This window comes from Glutamicibacter sp. BW77 (assembly GCF_002332285.1).
Classification (GTDB): Bacteria; Actinomycetota; Actinomycetes; order Actinomycetales; family Micrococcaceae; genus Glutamicibacter; species Glutamicibacter bergerei.
The window spans coordinates 1-2,904 of sequence record NZ_NRGT01000089.1; the positions used below are offsets into that span (position 1 = coordinate 1).

Genomic DNA, 2,904 nt, shown 5'->3' on the forward strand with positions numbered 1-2,904 from the left:
ATCCATTAGAGACATAGAAGGGTCGTAGGGATACACTAAATTTATGTTTGCTGTCGTAGCAAAAACGGATGTCACTTATGAACACCGAATATCGCAATTAGATTTGAAAGAATAGAGCGCTAAATGCAATCTTCATGGATTACTCCAGAACCAACTTTAAGTAACGATGTTTCTATGATGTCTGTAAGTGACGCAACGGTGACACCCTTCAATGTTACAAACCTCGACGGTAAACGCCGAATGATTTCGGGTGCAGTTTATCAGAACGGCCGATTGCTGCCGTCATCCCAGCGGGCTAGCGGTGAAATAGTCGTATCTGAAGATCCTTCAGTCATAAATGGGCATGCCGGATTTAATTCCTTGAGTGGGCGCTGGCTCTACGGTGGACATTGGATGAATCATTTTGGACATTTCATCTCAGAATCGTTGACCACTTTGTGGCCAAGAATAGGTGATATCGACGGAATATTGTTTCACCCATTCATATTTGGCTCCACCAAGTTACAGTGGCAACATGATTTCTTGAACCAGCTAGGAATGCGCTTGCCAATCCTCATTTCACGACAAGGGTGTATCGTAGAAGAGTTAATCGTACCGCAGCGATCCGTGATTTTGAATAAATCCTGCGCTCCGCAAGCGGTCGATGTTTGGAAGAGGATCTCCGTGTCTGGAAGACCAGCTATGAAAGTATTTCTTTCCAGGTCACGCCTAGGTTCTGACCCTAGGGCGATTCAAGGCGACGTCAGACTAGATTCGTTGATGAAAGACCTTGGATTTAACATTTTCTATCCCGAAACTATCTCGATAGCAGAACAGCTCGATCTCGCAGCAAACGCTTCGATACTGGCTGGTGTTTCTGGATCTGCACTACATGTCTCCGCCTTTTCGCATGCCAAAACTAAAGTGCTAGAAATCGGCGATCAGAGGTCCCCGCGGAGGGCACTTGCCAATCAACTACTGATTGACGGAGCATCAGGCAGAAGTTCGGCTTTTGTCCCACTGGTCACTGACCATGAAGGTAGAGACATAAAGCGGACTGCGGCCCTGATGGAAGGTTTACTCTAAATTATAGACGATTATGGTATTTAGCGCTCTCAGAGCCTTCAATATTGCGATTCAGCACCACTATCTCGTGATTCCAGCAAGGGCGTCTGCAAAGCCGGCGAGCGAACATGAACCCAACCATAGCTAACACCGTCGCCGGCTGATTCCGAAACCTCCTCCTCGCCCTCGCAAATTTCCGGTGACCACACTGCTTCAACAAGGTAACGGCCCTCCTCCGGAAGGTCACCGTCACCTGCGGTGCGACAACCCTCCTCACTTGTGACCTATCCTCGTTCCACGTCGCCTCCCGGAGCCAACGCAACCTGTTCTCAATGCCCCAGCGACCACGGATCAGCCCACCAACGTCCGCAGGGCCCGCCAAGTGGGTCGGCAAAGAGTCAATGCATGCACCGTCTCCGTACGCCACTTCGTTGATCCTGTCGCCGGGGACTTGCGAGTCACCTGTAAGGCTTGAGCTGCGTGAGGGAAACTGATCCCTGTCCACACGCTCACACGCTTGATGGCTGAATGCGGCTAGTCGGTACCGCAAGTCCGGCCACCTGGTATGTCCTCTCTCAGAACATCGCTTACACCCTGACTCACAACATCGCTTACAGGATGTATCAGCACATCGCTGACAGGTAGCAAGACATGCTGGCAGGCCCGTTCTGGTCAGCGATCAATTTGATAATTAAACGGGTCAAATTCATTATCGGCGTCGATACGCCGCCAAATCATCGAGTTCGATCCGGGCCTGCCAGACTCCTTGAGTATCTCGCAGTTCTGCAAGGATCTGGGAATCAGCAGACCCTCCTACTACAAAGTCAAAGAGCGATTCGTTGCCGAAGGGAACAAAGCGCTCAACCCGCACTCCAGAGCCCCGAAAACAGGCCGGCGCATCTACAGCGACCAAACCAAAACCACGGTCCTACGCATCCGCAAGCGTCTGGCCAAGGACGGGTGGGACAACGGGCCCTTATCTATCTGGTTCGAAAGCCTTGATACTCAGGAGTTCGGTGAGCTACGCCCCTCGGTGGCCACGATCGGCAGGATCCTTGCCGAGGCAGGAGTGACCAAGCGAAACCCGCGCAAACGCCCCCGTAAATCATGGCTGCGCTTCGCCCGTTCGCATCCGATGGAAATGTGGCAGATCGACGGACTGGAATATCGATTGTTCGACCAGGACGCGACCAAGGCGATGATCTATCAGCTCATTGATGACGGCTCCCGATTCGATGTGGGTACGCGGTGCTTTGAGCAAATGGAGAACGCGCAAGATGCGATGGAAACGCTCAAGGCAGCGTTCGCGGAGTATGGGGTGCCGCAACAACTTCTCAGCGACAATGGTGGTGCTTTCAATCTTTCTCGGCAGGGCCTGGAGAACCAGACTGAAATATTCTTGGCTAGCGTGGGCTGCGAAGCGATTACGGGCCGGTTCAGCCATCCGCAAACTCAAGGCAAGAACGAACGCAGCCATAATACCTTGACCCGGTTCCTCGACGCGCATGCACCACATAACCTGACGGAGCTTTCCACGTTGTTGGAGCAGTATCGGAATCACTATAACCACCGTCGGCGCCACCAGGCGCTGAAAGTAGGGCACACGTACCTGACCCCGGCCCAGGCGTGGGAAGCCGGTGATCATCGAGGTTCGGATGGCGTGGCCATCGATATTGCCCGGCTACAGGCCAAAGCCCAGTCGTACTTGGACAAGGCTCTGGCTGCGAAGGCGGATTTGGTTCCGGGGGACGTAGTGGATGATGGGCTTCAGGCGTTGGGGCGTACGAAGGTTGAAAACTACACCGGTAGCCCCAGCCTACTGACGGTGGGGTTAGCCTTGATTAGTGGACAGCCGAACAA

At 53.0% G+C, this 2,904-nt stretch carries 2 protein-coding genes; both read left to right on the forward strand.

The features are described from left to right. Nucleotides 1–123 precede the first annotated feature (123 nt). Nucleotides 124–1,065: a glycosyltransferase 61 family protein gene (locus CIK74_RS18130; protein ID WP_096257831.1), complete on the forward strand. Its 942-nt coding sequence runs from the start codon at nucleotides 124–126 to the stop codon at nucleotides 1,063–1,065. A 700-nt stretch (nucleotides 1,066–1,765) separates the two neighbouring features. After that, on the forward strand, nucleotides 1,766–2,904 hold a 1,139-nt coding region (locus CIK74_RS18140; protein ID WP_096257833.1), incomplete at its 3' end, for an IS481 family transposase.

Excerpts from the sequence above, each read along its gene's own strand:
- CIK74_RS18130 (WP_096257831.1), top strand. The coding sequence starts at position 124 with ATGCAATCTTCATGGATTACTCCAGAACCAACTTTAAGTAACGATGTT.